This is a genomic window from Micromonospora sp. NPDC048907, assembly GCF_055586885.1.
On sequence record NZ_JBVJHI010000005.1, the window covers coordinates 59,159 to 76,312 of the forward strand.

At 73.0% G+C, this 17,154-nt stretch carries 15 protein-coding genes; 8 read left to right on the forward strand and 7 right to left on the reverse strand.

Annotated elements, in window-relative coordinates; genetic code table 11:
* Positions 1 to 2: 2 nt before the first annotated feature.
* Genes ACZ6PY_RS18445 through ACZ6PY_RS18465 form a run of 5 tightly spaced genes read left to right on the forward strand, consistent with a single transcriptional unit; the run spans position 3 to position 5,040 of the window.
* Entirely contained in the window at positions 3 to 950 is a 948-nt protein-coding gene (locus ACZ6PY_RS18445) for a carbohydrate ABC transporter permease (protein WP_466073686.1), read from the forward strand.
* Positions 940 to 1,782, forward strand: coding sequence for a carbohydrate ABC transporter permease (locus tag ACZ6PY_RS18450; protein WP_466073688.1), 843 nt, complete (start codon positions 940 to 942; stop codon positions 1,780 to 1,782). Before ACZ6PY_RS18445 ends, ACZ6PY_RS18450 begins: the two co-directional genes overlap by 11 nt.
* Positions 1,779 to 2,693: an ROK family protein gene (locus tag ACZ6PY_RS18455; RefSeq protein ID WP_466073690.1), complete on the forward strand. Its 915-nt coding sequence runs from the start codon at positions 1,779 to 1,781 to the stop codon at positions 2,691 to 2,693. The genes ACZ6PY_RS18450 and ACZ6PY_RS18455 overlap by 4 nt, the downstream gene beginning before the upstream one ends.
* Positions 2,690 to 3,397 carry an N-acetylmannosamine-6-phosphate 2-epimerase gene (locus tag ACZ6PY_RS18460; protein WP_466073692.1) on the forward strand — a complete coding sequence of 236 codons (708 nt, stop codon included), beginning with the start codon at positions 2,690 to 2,692 and terminating at the stop codon, positions 3,395 to 3,397. The genes ACZ6PY_RS18455 and ACZ6PY_RS18460 overlap by 4 nt, the downstream gene beginning before the upstream one ends.
* Positions 3,398 to 3,399: 2 nt before the next feature.
* Positions 3,400 to 5,040, forward strand: a complete 1,641-nt coding sequence (locus tag ACZ6PY_RS18465; RefSeq protein WP_466073694.1) for a DUF4127 family protein — start codon at positions 3,400 to 3,402, stop codon at positions 5,038 to 5,040.
* Positions 5,041 to 5,111: 71 nt separating this feature from the next.
* Here ACZ6PY_RS18465 and ACZ6PY_RS18470 read toward each other — a convergent pair whose 3' ends face one another.
* From ACZ6PY_RS18470 to ACZ6PY_RS18500, 7 genes are all read right to left on the reverse strand, one after another.
* Positions 5,112 to 6,047, reverse strand: coding sequence for an ion transporter (locus tag ACZ6PY_RS18470; protein ID WP_466073695.1), 936 nt, complete (start codon positions 6,045 to 6,047; stop codon positions 5,112 to 5,114).
* Positions 6,048 to 6,225: 178 nt separating this feature from the next.
* The gene (locus ACZ6PY_RS18475; RefSeq protein WP_466073697.1) at positions 6,226 to 6,519 is read right to left on the reverse strand and encodes a DUF1330 domain-containing protein; all 294 of its coding nucleotides are present in this window, start codon (positions 6,517 to 6,519) and stop codon (positions 6,226 to 6,228) included.
* An 83-nt stretch (positions 6,520 to 6,602) separates the two neighbouring features.
* Positions 6,603 to 7,343, reverse strand: coding sequence for a copper homeostasis protein CutC (locus tag ACZ6PY_RS18480; RefSeq protein ID WP_466073699.1), 741 nt, complete (start codon positions 7,341 to 7,343; stop codon positions 6,603 to 6,605).
* Positions 7,340 to 9,484 (reverse strand): ABC transporter ATP-binding protein, encoded by a 2,145-nt coding sequence (locus ACZ6PY_RS18485; protein WP_466073701.1) that lies wholly within the window; start codon positions 9,482 to 9,484, stop codon positions 7,340 to 7,342. Before ACZ6PY_RS18485 ends, ACZ6PY_RS18480 begins: the two co-directional genes overlap by 4 nt.
* Before the next feature lie 14 nt (positions 9,485 to 9,498).
* Positions 9,499 to 10,419 (reverse strand): ABC transporter permease, encoded by a 921-nt coding sequence (locus ACZ6PY_RS18490; RefSeq protein WP_466073702.1) that lies wholly within the window; start codon positions 10,417 to 10,419, stop codon positions 9,499 to 9,501.
* Positions 10,416 to 11,375, reverse strand: coding sequence for an ABC transporter permease (locus tag ACZ6PY_RS18495; protein ID WP_151460687.1), 960 nt, complete (start codon positions 11,373 to 11,375; stop codon positions 10,416 to 10,418). The genes ACZ6PY_RS18490 and ACZ6PY_RS18495 overlap by 4 nt, the downstream gene beginning before the upstream one ends.
* 77 nt (positions 11,376 to 11,452) lie before the next feature.
* Complete coding sequence (locus tag ACZ6PY_RS18500; RefSeq protein ID WP_466073704.1) at positions 11,453 to 13,258, reverse strand: peptide ABC transporter substrate-binding protein; 1,806 nt, start codon at positions 13,256 to 13,258, stop codon at positions 11,453 to 11,455.
* A 289-nt stretch (positions 13,259 to 13,547) separates the two neighbouring features.
* On the opposite strand from ACZ6PY_RS18500, the gene ACZ6PY_RS18505 reads away from it, so the two are divergent.
* Genes ACZ6PY_RS18505 through ACZ6PY_RS18515 form a run of 3 tightly spaced genes read left to right on the forward strand, consistent with a single transcriptional unit; the run spans position 13,548 to position 17,151 of the window.
* On the forward strand, positions 13,548 to 14,693 hold the full coding sequence (locus tag ACZ6PY_RS18505) for an ROK family transcriptional regulator (RefSeq protein ID WP_466073706.1): 1,146 nt from the start codon (positions 13,548 to 13,550) through the stop codon (positions 14,691 to 14,693).
* Positions 14,694 to 14,705: 12 nt separating this feature from the next.
* Entirely contained in the window at positions 14,706 to 16,175 is a 1,470-nt protein-coding gene (locus tag ACZ6PY_RS18510) for a M81 family metallopeptidase (protein ID WP_466073708.1), read from the forward strand.
* Between the two features lie 4 nt (positions 16,176 to 16,179).
* Positions 16,180 to 17,151, forward strand: coding sequence for an ROK family protein (locus ACZ6PY_RS18515; protein ID WP_466073710.1), 972 nt, complete (start codon positions 16,180 to 16,182; stop codon positions 17,149 to 17,151).
* Positions 17,152 to 17,154: the final 3 nt, after the last annotated feature.

The window sequence follows — 17,154 nt, forward strand, 5'->3', positions numbered from 1 at the left end:
CCATGACCCAGACGGACACCAGGGTGGGCCCGGCGACCGCCGGGCCCGCCCCGGGCCCGGCCCGGCCGTTCTGGACCAGCCGCCGCCGGGACCAGCTTGCCGGTTACCTGTTCATCACCCCGCAACTGCTCGGCAGCGCCGTCTTCGTGATCCTGCCGCTGATCCTCGTGGTCTGGTACAGCCTGCACGAGTGGAACGTGCTGGCCGGGACGTTCGACTTCGTCGGCACCGACAACTACCAGGCGCTCGTCGACGACCCCAATCTCGGCGCGGTGCTGCGCGCCACCGGGCTGTTCTCGGTCGGCCTCGTGGTGTTCAACCTCGGCCTGGCGTTGCTGCTGGCCGTCCTACTCAACCAGCGGCTGCGCGGCACCATCCTGTTCCGCACGCTGTTCTTCTCCCCCGTCGTGGTCTCACTGGTGGCCTGGACCATCGTGTGGGGCTTCCTGCTGCAGGACAACGGCGGGCTGAACAGCCTGCTCGACACCGTCGGCATCGACGGGCCGAACTGGCTGCGCGGCGAGGGCACCGCCATGGTGTCGGTCATCGTCGTGCAGGTGTTCAAGAACGTCGGCCTCAACATGGTGCTGTTCCTGGCCGCCCTGCAGGGCGTGCCGGCCGAGCTGTACGAGGCCGCGCAGGTGGACGGGGCGAGCCGGATGCGCCAGTTCTGGCGGATCACGGTGCCGCTCATCAGCCCGACGATCCTGCTCACCTCGATCATCACCGTGGTCGGGTCGTTGCAGGTGTTCGCGCAGATCGCGGTGCTCACCCAGGGCGGGCCGGGCACGTCGACGACCGTGCTCGTCTACTACCTGTACCAGCAGGCCTTCCAGTTCCATCACTTCGGCTACGGCGCCACGCTGTCGATCGTCCTGTTCGCCATCGTGCTCGCCCTCACCGTGCTGCAGTGGCAGATGCGCAAGAGGTGGGTCTTCCATGAGTCGTGACCTGTCGCGGCGGACCAAGCTGGTGCTCTACGGGGTGCTGCTGGTCCTGGCGATCCCGTTCGTCTTCCCGACCTGGTGGATGGTCACCTCGTCGCTGAAGCCGGTGGCGGACATCTTCGCCTTCCCGCCGGACCTGCTGCCGACCCACCCGCGGCTCGACGCGTACCGGCGGGTGTTCGAGCTGCAGCCGTTCGGGCAGCAGTACCTGAACAGCCTCTACATCGCGCTGCTCGTCACGGTCGGCACCCTGGCCGTGTCGGCGCTGGCCGGCTACGCCTTCGCGCGCATCCGGTTCCGCGGCCAGAACGTGCTGTTCCTGGTCGTCCTCGCGGGCCTGCTCATTCCCAGCGAGGTGACGATCGTTCCGCTGTTCCAGATGTTCTTCAAGCTCGGCCTGGTCAACACCCACTGGCCGCTGATCCTGGTGCCGATCTTCGGCGCGCCCAGCGTGCTGGCGACGTTCATCATGCGGCAGTTCTTCATCAGCCTCCCCGGCGAGCTGGAGGAGGCGGCGCGGGTCGACGGGCTCGGCCGGTTCGCCACGTTCTGGCGGATCGCGCTGCCGCTGTCGCGGCCCGCGCTGGGCGCGGTGGCCATCTTCACCTTCCTGCACAGCTGGAACCTCTACCTGGAGCCGATCGTGTTCCTCTCCTCGCCGGAGAAGTTCACCCTGCCCCAGGCGCTCACCCAGTTCGTCGACGCCTACGGCGGGCCGATGTGGGACGTCCAGCTGGCCGCGGCGTCGATGACCGCGCTGCCGGTCCTCGTGGTGTTCGTCATCGCGCAGAAGCAGTTCGTCGAGGGCCTCGCGCACACCGGTCTCAAGGGATGACGACACCTGTCGTCGGCATCGACATCGGCGGCACCAAGACGGCGGCCGCGCTTGTCGACCCGGGCGGGCGGGTGCGGGAGCGCCGAGAGGTCCCCACGCCCGCCCGGTCCGGGCCCGAGGCCGTGCTGGACGCCGCCGCCCGGCTGGCCGCCGACCTGCTCGGCGCGACCACCGGGCCGGTGGGCGTGGGCACCGCCGGCACGGTCGACCCCACGACCGGCGGCATCCGGTACGCCACCGACAGCCTGCCCGGCTGGACCGGCACCCCGGTCGCCGACGCGCTGGCCGCCCGGCTCGGCCGGCCCGTGCGGGTCGCCAACGACGTGAACGCCGCCGCGCTGGGCGAATGCTGGGCCGGCGCCGGACGGGGCCGCCCTCATGTGCTCCTGGTGGCCGTCGGCACCGGGCTGGGCGGGGCGGTCGTGCGGCACGGCCGCGTCGAGGGCGGCGCCCGCGGCGCCGCCGGCGAGGTCGGGCACCTGCCGGCCCCGGGCGCCGACCGGCTGCGGTGCGGGTGCGGCCGGTACGGGCACCTGGAGGCGATCGCCTCGGGCAGCGGGCTGGCCGCCGCGTACGCCGTCGAGACCGGAACCCGGGTCACCGGCCGGACCGTCGCCGAGCGCGCCGCGGCCGGCGAGGCGATCGCCCGGCGGGTCGTGGACCGGGCCGGCACCGCCCTCGGCGCCGCCCTGGCGGGACTGGTGGCCCTGCTCGACCCGGACGCCGTCCTCGTGGCGGGCGGGGCGGGCGGCGCCCTGCTGCCCGCCGCGTCGGCCGCCTACTCGGCCGAGCTGCCCGCGGGCTGGGCCGGCGTCCCGCTGCTGCCCGCCACGCTGGGCGCCGACGCCGTCGTGGTCGGCGCGGCCCGCCTGGCCATGGACAGCCTCGAATGCGAAAGGACCACCGCGTGAACGTGCTCGACGACCTGGCCGGCGGCCTGGTGGTGTCCTGCCAGCCGTTGCCCGACGACCCCGGCGACCCGATGCGCGACCCGTACGTGCAGGCCCGGGTGGCGGCCGCGGTGGTGCGCGGCGGCGCGGTGGCGGTCCGGGTCAACGGGCCGGACGACGTCGCCGCGGTACGCCCCGTCGTCGACGTCCCGGTGATCGGGCTCTACAAGGACGGCACCGAGGGCGTCGTCATCACCCCGACCGCCGCCCACGCCCTCGACGTGGCGCTGGCCGGCGCGGACATCGTCGCGGTCGACGCCACCGACCGCCCGCGGCCGGACGGGCGCACCTTCGCCGACACGGTCCGCCTGATCCGCGAACGGACCGACGTGCTGATCCTCGCCGACGTCGCCACCGCGGCCGAGGGCGTCGCCGCCGTCGAGGCCGGCGCGGACGCCGTCGCCACCACACTGTCCGGCTACACCCCGGCCAGTCCACCGACTGACGGGCCCGACCTCGGGCTCGTGGCGCGACTCGCCGCACAGCTGTCCGTGCCGGTGATCGCCGAAGGGCGGTACCGCACCACGGAACAGATCGGCCGGGCCTTCGACGCGGGTGCGCACGCGGTGGTGATGGGCAACGCCGTCACCTCACCGCTGTGGATCACCCGCCGGCTCGTGCCGGCCACCCCCCGCGCGGCGAGCGCACCGGAGAAGAGGGAGTGAGCATGAGAAGACGTACCCTCCTGGCCACCGGCGTGGCCGGGCTGGCCACCGTGGCCATCGGCCGCCCCGCCGTCGCCGGGCCGGCCGGACGGCGGCCGACCGTGGCACTGGTGCCGTTGGACGACCGGCCGGTCAACACGTACGCCCCGCAGATGACCGCGGCGAGCGCCGGCGCCCGCGTGCAGCTGCCGCCGCGGGACCTGCTGGGCCGCTTCTTCACCCCCGGCGACGGGGCCGCCATCGCCCGCTGGCTCGGCACCACCGACGGCGCCGACGGGTACGTGATCTCGGTCAGCATGCTCGCCTACGGCGGCCTGATCGCCTCCCGGACCGCCGCACCGACCCTGGCCGCCGCCCTGGACAACCTGGCGGCCATCCGGAACCTGCGCGCGGCCCGGCCGGACGCGGTGATCGAGGTGCACGACACCATCCAGCGCCTCGCGATCACCAGCACCGGCACCGAGCTGGACCGGTACCGTGACGCGCTGGTCAGCTGGGCGAAGCTCTACGACCAGGTGGTGAACCTCGGGCAGGAGGAGCTGCGGGCCCAGCTCGACGCCGTCCGGGCGCAGATCCCCGACCAGGTCGTCGAGGACTACCTCGCCGCGCGGGCCCGCAACCACCAGGTCAACCGGCTCATGGTCGAGTGGGTCGCCGACGGTACGATCAGCCACCTGGTGCTCTCCGAGGACGACACCGCGCCGGTCGGCCTGGCCCGGGCCGAGCGGGTGGAGCTGGAGGAGCTGGTCGCCCACCTCGGCGTCGGCGACCGGGTGGAGATCTTCCCCGGCGCCGACGAGGTCGACGCGCTGCTGGTCGCCCGCGTCATCGCGGCCCGCACGACGCCCACCTACCGCGTCGAGTACGCCGGCGTCTCCGGCGAGGACTGGACCGCCCAGCTGGAGGGCATCCCGTTCGCGGAGAACATCCGCCGGCACGTGGCCGCCGTGGGCGGACGGGTGGTCGGCGGCGAGGCGGACATCGTGCTCGCCGTGAACACCCCCTCGGCGGCGCCGGCCCGGCGGGCCGCCGACCTGGACGCCTTCGTCGGGCGGATCGGCGAGCTGCTGGCCGCCGGCACCCCGGTCGTCGTGGTGGACCCGCTCATCGTCAACAAGGCCGACCACGACCTGGTGGCGCGGATGGAGAGCCGGCTGGACCTCGCGGCGCTGCTGTCGTACTCGGGGTGGAACACCGGCGGCAACGCCCTCGGCCTGGCGCTCGGGCACGGCACCGCCCGGTGGGCGTACCTGCGCTCCTCCGGCAGCGGACTCGGGGTGCCGGAGCTGCGCGGGCCCGGCCAGGCGCATGCCGAGTACCTGCTCTACCGGTTCGTCAAGGACGACCCGTGGAAGAACATCGTGCAGGTCGAGGCGTACGCGCACGCGCGGGCGCAGGGCTGGGACCCGCTGGCGCTCACGCCCGAGCAGAAGACGTACTTCGACGGTTGGGTGCGGGAGCGGCTGGTGCCGCTGACCGAGCGGTACTTCGCCGACCACTTCGCGGGGCACCGCATCGTGCTGGGCCGGCGGGGCGCGAAGACGTTCACGGCGACCCTCGCGCGGTTCGAGTCGGCGCGGGTCGAGCTGCCCTGGGACCGGCTCTTCGAGGTGACCCTGGAACCCCGGCTGCAACTGTCCTGACCGGACGACCGGTCGCGCCGGCGTTGACCCGCCGGCGCGACCGGTGCCGTGCGTCGTGGTGTCGCGAGAGGTCAGCCCGCCCGCTCGCGGTGCGGGCGCGGTCGGTGCTGCCCGTCCTCGCGGTCGATGCGCAGCTCCCGTTCGAGCTCGCCGATGACGGCACGCAGGTCGTCCAGCCGCTGGGTGAGCGCGATCCGGTCGAGCTCGTCGGGGACCCCGTCGCCGTCCTCGTCGTAGTCCGGCGCCAGCCGCTCGGTCATCTCCAGCCGGCGGGCCTCCTCCATCGAGTTGACGATGACCGCGATCAGGATGTTGAGCAGCAGGTTCACCGTGATCAGCACGTAGCTGACGTAGTAGACCAGCGTCCACGGCGACACCGCCATGCCCTGCTGGAGCAGGTCCGGCAGCGTCTCCAGCGACAGCAGCACGAACAGGGTCAGCAGGGAGCGGCCGATGTCGCCGTACTGCTCCGGGTACCGCTCCCCGAAGATCAGCCAGCCGGCCATGCCGTACACGTAGAGGGTGACCGCGGCCAGCGCGAGGAAGCCCGCGACGCCGGGGAGGCTGCGCCACAGCGCCGCCACGATGGTGCGCAGCCCGGGTGAGAACCGCACCAGCCGCAGCACCCGGGCGACCCGCAGGAACCGCAGCACCGCCGAGTCACCGTGCAGGCCGGGGACGAAGATGGCGGCCGTCACCAGGAAGTCGAAGACGTTCCAGCCGTGCCGGAAGAAGTCCTGCGGCCGGCTACCGTAGGCCAGCACCCGGATCGCGATCTCGACGACGAAGACGATCCGGAAGCACCACTCGAGCCACCGCACCGCCGGGTGCGCCGACCCGAGGTCGCGGTAGGTCTCGAAGCCGAGCACGACCCCGTTGAGCATGATGACCACGACGATCACGACGTCGAAGGCACGCGAGTCGGCGATCAGACGGCAGCGTTCCGCCAGACCGGATCGCCCGGCCGGGGCTGCGTGGCGTTGCTCCGGCACGGTGGGCGGCCTCACCGGACCGACCCGCCGGCGCCCCCGCCGGGACCGTCGGAGTGACCGGGTGCGGGGTGCCGGGCGAGCATGCCGCCCAGCCTAGAGGTGCGGCCGGCTCACGTCCGCCGCCGTCCCCGTCCCGCCCGGCGTGGGCCCCGCGTGGCCGTTGCGGCCGCGCGTGCGCGCCGGCCGCCCGGCGTCAGGGTGTCGCTTCGACGATGCGCAGGTCACGGTCGGCGCCGTCGCCGAGCGCCCGCAGCGCCTCCTGGTAGGCGGGGGTCTCGTGGGCGGCCAGGGCGGCGTCGACGCTGTCGAACTCGATGAGCGTCGTGCGCTCCCGCACGCCGGACTCGAACGCGTGCGCCGCCTGGCCGCGCGCCAGGAAGGTGCCGCCCGCGGCACGCAGCGCCGGCCCCGCCAGTTCGGCGTAGGCGGCGACCTTCGCGTCGTCGCTGATGGACCGGTAGGTGGTGATCCAGTAGGCCTTCGGCACCGTCGCTGACTCCCGCTCCTGAGGTGGGGCATTCCCCCGCTGGACTGCCCTACGAAGGGTATCGGTCACCGGAGGGCGCTCGGTCAGCTTCGGTCCACGAGATCAAGCCCCGCGCCGTCCACCACGTCGCGGGCACGCGTGGCCTCGACGACCCGGCGTACCTCGTCGCCGTCCGTGGCCTCGCGTCCGTGGCGCCGCACCGGCGCCCGCAGGTGCACCTCCCGTGCTCCGGTGGCCGCGAGCACCTGCCGGACGTTGTGCGACCGGATGCCGCCGCCGGCGATGACCCTCAGCCGGTCGCCGGCCCGCTGCCGCAGGGCGGCGATCCGGGTGGCACCGGCCAGCGCGGTCGGCGCCCCGCCCGAGGTGAGCACCGCGTCGGCCCCGAGGTCGACCAGTTCCTCGATCGCCCGCAGCTGGTCGCCGACCTCGTCGAAGGCCTTGTGCACCGTCACCGGCAGCGGTCCCGCCGCCTCGATGAGGCGCCGCAGCACGGGCAGATCGAGGCCGCCGTCGGCGGTGAGGGCACCGACCACCACCCCGACCGCGAGACCGTGCGGATTGGGCAGGCCGCGGATGGCCGCGATGTCGGCGAGCATGACCTGCTCCTCGACCCCGCTCACCCGGAAGTCGCCGCCACGGGGACGGACCATGACCCGTACGCCCGCCCGGCGCAACGTCCGCAGCGCGACCGCGACGGTCCCCGGGCTCGGGGTGGTGCCGCCCTGGCCGAGGTCGGCGCAGAGCTCCAGCCGGTCGGCTCCGGCGGCCTCGGCGACGAGCGCGGTCGGCACGTCACTCACGCAGATCTCGACGGTGGTCACGCGGCCGCCCCGGCCCGGGCGGACGCCGCGGTCGACTCCGGACGCAGCGGGAAGTGGCAGGCCACCCGGTGCGCGCCGCCGGCCAGCGGGGGCTCGGTCTCGCAGACGTCCTGGGCCAGGGGGCACCGGGTCCGGAACCGGCACCCGGTGGGCGGGTTCAACGCGCTGGGCAGCTCGCCCCGGATGGTCACCCCGTCGTGCGCGGCGGCGGGGTTCGGCGTGACGGAGGGGACGGCGTCGATGAGCGCCTGCGTGTACGGATGCCGGGCGGCCCGGACCACGTCCCGCGCGGGTCCGACCTCGACGAGCTTGCCGAGGTACATGACGCCGATCCGGTCCGCCATGTAGTCGACGACGGACAGGTCGTGGCTGATGAAGACGTACGCCAGGCCGAGCTCGCGTTGCAGGTCCCGCATGAGGTTGAGCACCTGCGCCTGGATGGACACGTCCAGCGCGCTCACCGGCTCGTCGCCGACGATCAGCCGCGGTTGCAGGGCCAGCGAACGGGCCAGCCCGATGCGTTGCAGCTGACCGCCGGAGAACTCGTGGGGGTACCGTTCCAGGACCCGCCGCGACAGCCCCACCTGGTCGAGCAGCGTCGCGATGCGCGCCCGCCGCGCGGCCGGGCCGCCCACCTTCTGGATCTCCAGGGGTTCGGCGAGGATGGCGTCGACCCGCATCCGCGGGTTCATCGCGGCGTAGCTGTCCTGGAACATCAGTTGGACGTGCCGGTGCATCCGGCGACGCTCCCGTCCGGCCAGGCCGGCGATGTCCGTGCCGTCCAGCATGATCTGCCCGGCGCTCGGCTGCTCCAGCCCGACGGCCAGCCGGCCCACGGTGGACTTGCCGCAGCCGGACTCGCCGACCAGCCCGAACGTCTCGCCCGGGCGCACGTCGAACGACACACCCGCCACGGCGCTCACCTGCCCGGCGGTCCGGCGCAGCAGCCCGCGGCCGTGCGCGGCGTAGTTCTTGACCAGGTCTCGCACCGACAGGACGGGCGTGGCGGCCGGCTCCCCGGCGCCGGCCGTCGCGGCGGCCGGCTCCGACGCCGGCGCGACCCGCGTCGCAGCGGCCGTCGCACCGGTCGGCTCCGGCTCGCCCCGCACCGGGGTCGGCAGGGTGACCGGCCCGGCGGGCACCGGGTGCAGGCAGGCGTGCTGGTGCCGGCCGCTCGACAGGGCGGGGTCGGTGCTCCGGCAGTCGTCGGCGGCGTGGCGGCAGCGTGGCGCGAAGCGGCAGCCGGTCAGGGGCCGGGACAGGTCCGGCGGCAGGCCCGGAATGCTGTAGAGCCGGGCGTGTTCACCGGAGTCCCGGATCGCCGACTCGGGGAGCGCCTCCATCAGCGCCTCGGTGTAGCGGTGCCGCGGCGAGCGGAACAGCTCTCCGGTCGCGGCGGTCTCGACCACCCGTCCGGCGTACATGACGGCGACCCGGTCGGCGCGGCCGGCGATCACCCCGAGGTCGTGGGTGACCAGGATGACGGCCATCCCGAACTCTTCGCGCAGGTCGTCGATGAGTTCGAGGATCTGCCGCTGGGTGGTGACGTCCAGCGCCGTGGTCGGCTCGTCGGCGATGAGCAGGCGGGGCGAGCAGATCAGCGCCATCGCGATGGCGACCCGCTGCCGCATCCCGCCGGACAGCTCGTGCGGGTAGTTGTCGACGATCCGCTCCGGGCGCGGCATCCCGACCCGGCGCAGGATCTCGATGGTCCGCTCCCGGGCCTCCGCCCGGCCGACCCGCTCGTGCACCCGCAGCGGTTCGCCGACCTGGACGCCGATCCGCATGGTGGGGTTGAGCGAGGTGAGCGGGTCCTGGAAGACCATGCCCATCCGGACGCCACGGATCCGGCGTACCTCGTCGGCCGGCAGCGCTCGCAGGTCGCGGCCCTCGAAGAGGATCTGCCCCCCGGACACCCGGCCGCCGGGCGGCAGCAGGCCCATGACGGAGAGCGCGGTCATCGTCTTGCCGCTGCCCGACTCCCCCACGACGCCGAGGGTCTCCCCCGGCATGACCTGGAGGTTGACGCCGTCCAGGGCGTGCACCGTGCCGCGGCGCAGCGCGATGTCGGTGTCGAGGTCGCGCAGTTCCAGCAGGGGCTGGCTTCCTGCCGGCGCGTGCCGGACTGTCGATTCGCTCATTTCTCTGCTCCTGCTCAGCGTCGCCGGAGGCGGACCTCGAAGGCGTCCCTCAACCCGTCGCCGATGAAGTTGAAGGCGAGGACGATGAGGATGATGGCGATGCCCGGCGGGTACAGCAGCCACCAGTGGCCGCTGTAGGTGTCCGCCAGGCCGTCGGAGAGCATGCCGCCCCAGTTCGCCGCCGGCGGGGGGACGCCCAGGCCGAGGAAGGACAGGTACGCGACGTAGAGGATCGCGTCGGCGACCTGGAAGGTCGCGTTGACGATCACCGTCCCGATGGCGTTGGGCACGATGTGCCGGCGCACCGCCCGGCCGCCGGTGCCGCCCATCCCCCGCATGGCCTGGACGTACTCGCGGGAGCGCAGGGTCAGCGCGTCGCCCCGGACGAGCCGGGCCGGTCCCAGCCAGGCGAACGCGCCGATGATGACGATGAGCATCGACACGCTCGGCGTGACGATGGCGGCGAGCAGCATGAACAGGAACAGCGACGGGATCGACATCATCGCGTCGACGACCCGCATCATCGCCGAGTCCACCCAGCCGCCGGCGAACCCGGCGACGGCGCCCCAGATCGTGCCCAGGGCGGTGGCGAGGATCCCGGCGGCGAGCCCGACGATGATCGAGGTCTGCCCGCCGAGCATGAGCCGCCCCAACTGGTCGTAGCCGACCCCGTCGGTGCCGAGCGGATGCCCCTGCTGACCGGGGGCCAGGTGGACCGCGGTGAGGTCCGTGTGCACCTGGTCGGTGTGGTAGAAGACCGGGCCGAGGAAGCAGATCCCGGCCAGCAGGACGAACAGGCCCAGGCCCACCAGGGCGAGCCGGTTCTCGCAGAAGACGACAAGTCCCTGCCGCCAGAGGCCGCGCACCGGCGCCTCGGCGTCGGCCGGCTGGTCGGGGACGGCACCTGGACGGACCGCCTCGGGGAGTGTGGTCATGACGCGCTCCGCTGGAGTCGGACCCGGGGATCGACGGCGGCGTAGAGCAGGTCGGCGACGAGCGCGCCGACGACCGTCGCGATCGAGATGATGACGGTGACCCCGAGCAGGATCGGGAAGTCACGCTTGAGCGCCGCCTGCCAGAACAGCTGCCCCATGCCGGGGAAGTTGAACAGCGACTCGACGACCAGCGCCCCGCTGAACAGCGCGGGCAGGTACATCCCGAGCAGCGCGATGACCGGGAACAACCCGTTGCGCAGCGTGTGCCGCAGCACCACCCGCCGCTCGGAGAGGCCCTTGCTGCGGGCGGTGCGCACGTAGTTCTCGTTGAGGTTGTCGACCATGGCGGAGCGGACGTACCGCGAGTAGACCGCGATGGTGACGATGGCCAGGGTGATCGTGGGCAGGACCAGCCCGGCCGGGTCGGCGAGCACCTCCGCCACCGTGAAGCCCTGCGGCGCCTCGGGCGGCAGGATCGGCCAGACCTGCGAGAACAGGATGATCAGCATGAGGCCCATGAAGAAGATGGGCGTGGCGTACGCCAGCAGGGACAGCGAGGTGATGGCGTAGTCGGGCCAGCGGTTGCGGCGTACCGCCTGGATCACCCCGAGCGGGATCGCCAGCACGATGGCGAGCACGGTCGACAGCAGCGACAGCACCATCGTCTTCGGCAGCCGCTGGCTGATCGCCTCGACGACCGACTGGTTGAGCTGGTACGAGTAGCCCAGGTCGCCCTGCAGCAGGCGTTGCACGTACATGCCGTACTGCTGGATCCAGGGCCGGTCGTAGCCCATGTCGTGGTTGAACGCCGCCAACTGCTCCAGCGTCGCCTCTTTGCCGAGGGTGGCGCGCGCCGCGCCCCCGGGCAGCAGGTGCAGGATGAGGAACGCGATCACCGTGACGAGCACGACGACGACGAGGGCCTGGCCCAAGCGCGTGATGAGGTACCGGACCACCTGGGCCCCGCCTCCTCCCCGGTCGGGGCCCCGGCGGCGCGGTGGGCGCCGCCGGGGCCGGGACGATCAGTGATCGGTCACTTCCAGGACCAGTCCTGGAAGTACATGAAGTTCATCGGGTCCTGCGGCTCGACCCCCTGCAGACCGGACCGGTACGCCGAGACCTGGAACACCGGGTTCGGCATCCAGAGCACCGGCAGGTCCTTGGCGAGGAAGTCGTTGTACGCCTTGAGGGCGCTCTCGTCGCCGGAGAACTGGGTGGCCTCGATGAGCCTGTCGGCCTCGGGATTGCTGTAGCTGCCCAGGTTCACCGGGGCGCCGGTGGCGAAGAGCCGCTCGCCGCTGGCGAACGCCGGGTAGTACCAACTGCCCTGCGATCCGAAGAAGGACATGTCCCACGAGCAGGCGGCGTCCGTCGGCTTGCAGGCCGGGGTCACCGCGACCGAGTCGGGCACCTCCTTGATGGTGAGCTGGATGCCCAGCTTGGCCATCTGCGACTTGATCTCGGCGAACATCTTCGTCGTGGCGGCGAAACCGGTCTGGCTGGTCACGGTGAGGTTCAGCGGCGTGCCGGCGGCGATGCCGTCACCGCACTGGTTCGCCCCGGTGCCCGGCGTCTGGCAGGTGGTCTGCCCGTCCGGGGCCACCTTCCAGCCGTGGCTCTCCAGCAGTTCCTTCGCCTTGGCCGGGTCGAACGGGTACGCGCAGCCGGCGGCGTCGGCACCGTTGGTGCCCGGCTTGGCCGGCACCGGACCGCAGGTCGGCGCGGCCGTGCCGGACCAGATCACCTTGCTGATCGTCGGCTGGTCGATGAGCATCTGCAGCGACTGCCGCAGGTACGGCTGCTTGAACAGCACCCCGGTCTTCGGGTTGTTGAAGTTCAGCTGGAGGTAGGTGACGGACCAGCCGTACCACGGCGAGACCGTGTAGCCCTTGGACTTGAGGTAGCCCTCCTGCGAGAGGTTGGCCGCCGGCACGTACCCGTAGTCGATGTCACCGGCGCGCAGCACGTTGAACTCGGCGTCGTCGCCGGTGAACGGCCGCAGCACGATCTTGGCGAGCTTCGGCTTGTCCACACCCGAGTAGTTCGGCTGCGCGGCGAGGGTGACCTCGCCGTTCGGCACGTACTTCGCCAGCTTCCAGGGGCCGCTGGTGACCTTCCACAGCTCGTTCGAGTCGTACGTCTTGGGGTCCTTGGCGGCCGTGGTGAGGAAGTCGAAGACCTTCTTCGCGCCCGCCGGCGTGCTGGCCAGGTTGCTCACCGCCGCGGTGGCGGAGTCCTTGTCCCAGGCGTGCTGCGGCATCGGCGTGATCTTGTTGAGCTGGTTGTCGACGAACCACGCGGTGTTGAACACCTTCGTGGTGGTGATCGAGAAGGTCTTGTCGTCCTTGACCGACCACTGGGCGATGTTGTCCGGGAGGCCGCCGGCCCGGTAGGACGCCCACTTGTCCTTGTTCGCGCTGACCAGGTCGTACCAGAACTGGATGTCCCTGGTCGTGACGGGCTTGCCGTCGGACCAGGTGTTGTCCTTCAGCGTGATGGTCAGGGTCCTGCCGCCGTCGCTCACCACCGGCGGCTCGGCCATCGAGCGCTGCGGGTCGATGTTGTACTGCGCGGAGCCGTCCAGCTTGTACTGGTAGAGGGACCGGTACAGCGCCTGGCCGAAGATGGCGTTCTCGCCCTGGGTGAAGCCGGGCGCCGAGATCGGCAGGATCCAGTTGGGCGTGCGGAAGGCGACGGTCGCGGTGTCCTTGCCCTGGCTGCCGCCGTCCTTCGACGAACCGCTGCCGCCGCCGCAGGCGACGAGGCCCGCCCCGAGGGCGACCGCGCTGGCCACCGCCACCGCGCCGCGGAGGGCTCGCCGGGGAAATCTGCTCCTCATGAATCTCCTCGATTTGATGTGCACTGCCCCGCGTCTCCGGGCGCTACCGGCGGTGCCACGCGTTCGGCCGCCCGGTGCTGCTCCTCGACGTTCGACGCGGAGAATGTATCCGCGCCGAAGTCTTGAGTCAACGAAACTTACCCTCTTTATTCGGCTACTTCGGCCAGGGTACGATCTAAGTCGGCGAAGCATCGACCGATACTCTTCGCGTGGGCTCCGGCGCGTACCCCGTCGGGCACTGCGACACTGAGGCGGCGCCGGAGGACCGCCCGAATGAGGAGAGGCACCCTTGGAACCATCGATCTCCGCCACGCTGCGCGACCAGACCCTGAGCCTGCTGGCCAGCGGCGCGGTCACCTCGCGCGCCGACCTCATCGAGGCGTTGCAGGTCGCCCCCTCCACCGTCACGAGCGTGGTCCGCCGGCTGCTGGAGGAGGGCGTCATCCTCGAGGAGGGGGTGGGCCGGTCCACCGGGGGACGGCGCCCCCGGATCCTGCGCCTGCGGGAGACCAAGGGAGTCCTCGCCGTCGCGGAACTGGGCGGCCGGCACGCGCGGGTGGGGTTGTGCGCGCCCGACGGAGGGCTGCGCACCACCGAAGAGGTGGCCATCGACATCGCGGCCGGGCCGGCGGAGGTGTTCGAGGTGGTCGCGGCGACGGTCGACCGGCTCCAGGCGGCGACCGCGGCGGGCCAGGAGCTGCTCGGGGTCGGCGTGGCCCTGCCGGGTCCGGTCGGGTTCCCCGGCGGGCGGCTGATCGGCCCGGCCCGGATGCCCGGCTGGAGCGGCGTCGACGCGAGGGTCCGCCTCGCCGAGCGCTTCCCCGTGCCGGTGCTCGTCGACAACGACGCCAAGGCGGCGGCGATCGGCGAGTACGTCACCCGCCGCGACGAGTTCGGCGACATGATCTACGTCAAGGCCGGCACCGGCATCGGCGGCTGCCTGGTCAGCGCCGGTCAGATCTACCGGGGCGGGCGCGGCCTCAGCGGCGACGTCACGCACGTCCGCGTGGCGGACAGCGGCGAGCGGGAGTGCTCCTGTGGCAGCCGGGGCTGCCTGGAGACCGTTGCCAGCGGCGCCGCCCTGGCCCGCCAACTGGCCGAGCAGGGCTCCCCGGCGACAAGCATCCGGGAGATCGTGGCGGCGGTCAGCGACGCCGACCCGACCGTGGTGACCATGGTGCGCCACGCCGGCCGGCTGCTCGGCGTCGCCCTCTCCGGCCTGGTCAACTTCCTCAACCCCGACGCCGTCGTCATCGGCGGCGCACTGTCCAGTCTCGACGTCTACGTGGCCGCGACCCGGGGGATGCTCTACGAGCGCTGCCTACCGTCCGTGACCCAGTCCCTGACCATCGAAGCCAGCGTCGCGGGCCCGGATGCGGCCCTGGTCGGCCTCGGGCACCTGCTGCGCACGACGACCGACGTACGACCCTCCTGAGGAGCAACACCCGTGCCCCGTCCCCTCCGCGTCGCCATCGGCGGCATCCACATCGAGTCCAGCACGTTCTCGCCGCACCTGAGCACCGCCGACGACTTCGAGGTCACCCGGGGCGATGCCCTGCTGGCGCGCTACGACTGGCTCTCCCCCGCCCAGCCCTGGACCGCCGACGTCGAGTGGATCCCGCTCGTGCACGCCCGGGCCCTGCCCGGCGGGGCGGTGGACCCCGCGACGTACGAAGCGTGGGCCACCGAGCTGGTGGAGAAGCTGGGTTCGGCCGGACCCCTGGACGGCATGCTGCTGGACATCCACGGCGCGATGACCGTCGTCGGACGCGACGACGCGGAGGGCGACCTCGTCACCGCCATCCGGTCGGTGCTCGGGCCGGAGCCGTTCGTCTCCGCCGCGATGGACCTGCACGGCAACGTCTCGCGGGTGCTCTTCGACGCCTGCGACCTGCTCACCTGCTACCGCACCGCCCCGCACGTCGACGTGTGGGAGACGCGTGAGCGCGCCGCCCGGAACCTGGTCGAGGCCCTGCGCCGCCAGCAGCGCCCGCACAAGGCGCTGGTCCACGTGCCGATCCTGCTGCCGGGCGAGATGACCAGCACCCGCGAGGAGCCGGCCCGCGGACTCTACGCGCGGATCCCCGACATCGAGGCCCGCGACGGCATCGTCGACGCGGCGATCTGGATCGGGTTCGCCTGGGCCGACCAGCCCCGCTGCCGGGGCGCGGTCGTCGTCACCGGCACCGACGCCACCGCCACCGCCGACGCGGCCCGCGAGCTCGGCGGGCACTTCTGGGCGGCCCGCGACGAGTTCGCCTTCGTCGCACCCACCGGTTCGATGGACGACTGCCTCGACACCGCCCTGGCCGCGGTCGCCGATCCGGCCCGGCGACCGTTCTTCATCAGCGACTCCGGCGACAACCCGGGCGCCGGCGGCGCCGACGACGTCACCTTCGCCGCGGCGCGGATGCTGGCCCGCCCCGAGATCCGCGGCGGCTCCCGCCGGGCCGTGTTCGCCTCGCTGGTCGACCCGCAGGCCGTGGCGCAGGTCGCCGACCGGCCGCTCGGCTCACCGGTGACGGTGACCGTGGGCGGGCGGATCGACTCCCGGGACCCGGGGCCGCTCCCGCTGGACGGGATCCTGGAGGCGGTCGCCGACGATCCCGACGGCGGGCGGTGCGTCAGCGTACGAGTCGGCGGGCTCAGCGTCCTGGTCACGTCCCGCCGGATGCAGTACCGCCTGCTGGAGTCCTACGCCCGGCTGGGCATCAAGGTCGACGAGATGGACCTCGTCGTGGTGAAGATCGGCTATCTCGAACCCGAACTGTTCGACGCGGCCGGCGACTGGCTGCTCGCCCTGACCCCGGGCGGCGTCGACCAGGACCTCGCGCGGCTGCCGTACCGGAACGTGGTGCGCCCGGTGTTTCCCCTGGACCGCGACTTCACCGCGGACCTCGCCGTGGTGACCGGGTGATCGCGTGACCGCACCCGAAGGCCAGTGTGTCCTCGCCGTCGACGTCGGCGGAACGACCATCAAGGGGGCCGTGGTCGGCGCGGACGGCCGGCGCCGGCACACGCTGACCGCGCCGTCGCGCGCGGACGACGACCCGGTCAAGGCGGTCCGCTCCCTGTGCCGCCAGCTGCGCGACGACGCGCTCGATCTCGGCGCCACCCCCGCCGCGATCGGCGTGGTCACGCCGGGCCTCGTCGACGAGACGAACGGGGTGGTGCGGTACGCCGCCAACCTCCGGTTCCGCGACGTGCCGCTCCGCGCGCTCGTCGGGGACGACCTCGGGCTCCCGGTGGCGGTCGGGCACGACGCGCGGGCGGCCGGCGTCGCCGAGGCGGTGGCCGGGGCGGCCCGTGGCCTCGACAACTTCCTGCTGCTGCCGCTGGGCACCGGCATCGCCGCGGCGGTGGTGGTGCACGGCGAGCCGGTGCCCGGCGCGACCGACTCGGCCGGCGAGGTCGGCCACATGCCGGTCCACCCCGGCGGAGAGCCGTGCAGCTGCGGGCAGCGGGGTTGCCTGGAGGTGTACGCCTCCGCCGGGGGGCTGGCCCGCCGCTACGCCCGACTCGGCGGCAGCCCGGACGCGGACAGCCGGGCCATCGCCGGCGCGGTGGCCACCGATCCGGTCGCCGCCGCCGTCTGGAACGACGCGACCCTGGCGCTGGGAACCGCGCTGGCCACCCTCACCCTGACCCTCGACCCGGCCCGCATCGTGCTCGGCGGTGGGCTGGCGGACGCGGGCGCGCTGTTCTTCGACCCGGTACGCGACGCCCTGCGCGCGGCCCTCGCCTGGCGGACCCCGCCCCCGGTGCTGCGCTCGGCCTTCGGCGCCCAGGCCGCACAGGTCGGCGCCGCCGTCCTGGCCCGACGGCTGGCCGGCCTGCCCGTTCCCGACGGCTGGGGCGCGCCGGAACCGGGAGACGAGACCGTCCCCAGGTGAGGA

What these genes read in the sequence shown, in the direction of transcription:
- ACZ6PY_RS18450 (WP_466073688.1), top strand. Translation starts at nt 940, where the DNA reads ATGAGTCGTGACCTGTCGCGGCGGACCAAGCTGGTGCTCTACGGGGTG.
- ACZ6PY_RS18485 (WP_466073701.1), bottom strand. Translation starts at nt 9,484, where the DNA reads ATGAGCGAATCGACAGTCCGGCACGCGCCGGCAGGAAGCCAGCCCCTG.
- ACZ6PY_RS18490 (WP_466073702.1), bottom strand. Translation starts at nt 10,419, where the DNA reads ATGACCACACTCCCCGAGGCGGTCCGTCCAGGTGCCGTCCCCGACCAG.
- ACZ6PY_RS18455 (WP_466073690.1), top strand. Translation starts at nt 1,779, where the DNA reads ATGACGACACCTGTCGTCGGCATCGACATCGGCGGCACCAAGACGGCG.
- ACZ6PY_RS18500 (WP_466073704.1), bottom strand. Translation starts at nt 13,258, where the DNA reads ATGAGGAGCAGATTTCCCCGGCGAGCCCTCCGCGGCGCGGTGGCGGTG.
- ACZ6PY_RS18445 (WP_466073686.1), top strand. Translation starts at nt 3, where the DNA reads ATGACCCAGACGGACACCAGGGTGGGCCCGGCGACCGCCGGGCCCGCC.
- ACZ6PY_RS18465 (WP_466073694.1), top strand. Translation starts at nt 3,400, where the DNA reads ATGAGAAGACGTACCCTCCTGGCCACCGGCGTGGCCGGGCTGGCCACC.